The sequence below is a fragment of the Pseudoalteromonas rubra genome (assembly GCF_005887115.1).
GTDB lineage: Bacteria > Pseudomonadota > Gammaproteobacteria > Enterobacterales > Alteromonadaceae > Pseudoalteromonas > Pseudoalteromonas rubra_F.
In genome coordinates this window covers 1-917 of the sequence record NZ_PNCJ01000099.1, presented here as the reverse complement: position 1 = coordinate 917, position 917 = coordinate 1, and the positions used below count along the sequence as shown (strand labels likewise).

Annotated in this window: 1 protein-coding gene and 1 pseudogene; one reads left to right on the top strand and one right to left on the bottom strand. The window is 46.5% G+C overall.

The window, feature by feature from the left end; all coding sequences use genetic code 11:
• Nucleotides 1-352: pseudogene (gene tuf / locus CWB98_RS23340) on the top strand (elongation factor Tu); the annotation flags it as partial.
• 301 nt (nt 353-653) lie between these two features.
• Here tuf and CWB98_RS24285 read toward each other — a convergent pair.
• Nucleotides 654-917, bottom strand: a 264-nt coding sequence (locus CWB98_RS24285) for a hypothetical protein (protein WP_212751165.1), incomplete at its 5' end; no start/stop codon positions are given.

Sequence of the window (917 nt, the reverse complement as noted above, 5' to 3'; positions counted from 1 at the left end):
TCTACGTGGTACTAAGCGTGATGAAGTTGAGCGTGGTCAGGTTCTTTGTAAGCCTGGTTCAATCAACCCACACACTAAGTTCACTTCAGAAGTATACGTACTGTCTAAAGATGAAGGTGGTCGTCACACTCCATTCTTCAAAGGCTACCGTCCACAGTTCTACTTCCGTACAACTGACGTAACTGGTAACGTTGAGCTGCCAGAAGGCGTAGAAATGGTAATGCCTGGTGACAACATCAAGATGACTGTTGAGCTAATCGTTCCAATCGCGATGGACGAAGGTCTACGTTTCGCGATCCGTGAAGGTGGCCGTACAGTTGGTGCTGGTGTTGTAGCTACAATCGTAGAATAATCTACAGATTGCAGTAACACTGTGAAAAAGGTCGCTCAGGCGGCCTTTTTTAATGCCTGAGTGAAAGTCATCATGTGAAGGTGGCGCCTTCCACAGGGTAATGTAGGTGCTAGTTGCAACTATCGTTGAGTAATATCGACTTTAGTTAATGCAATAAGCATTATAAAAAAGGTCACCTCGGTGGCCTTTTTTAATGCCTGAAATATGGCGATGGAAAATGTGGTGTGGAAGTACATCCATGTAGCGACGCCCATCGCGCATCCGTGCGCTCACCTCCTCATGCTGCGAAGCGGTGCTTCGTTCATGCGTCGCCCTTGCGCAAAGGAAATGCCAGTGCAAGCACTGTGTCATTATCCTTTGCACGATAGGTGGCGCCTTCCACAGGGTAATGTTGGTGCTTGTAGCTACAATCGTAGAATAATCTACAGATTGCAGTAACACTGTGAAAAAGGTCGCTCAGGCGGCCTTTTTTAATGCCTGAGTGAAAGTCATCATGTGAAGGTGGAGCCATCCACATGTTAATGTTGGTGCTTGTAGCTACAATCGTAGAATAATCTACAGATTG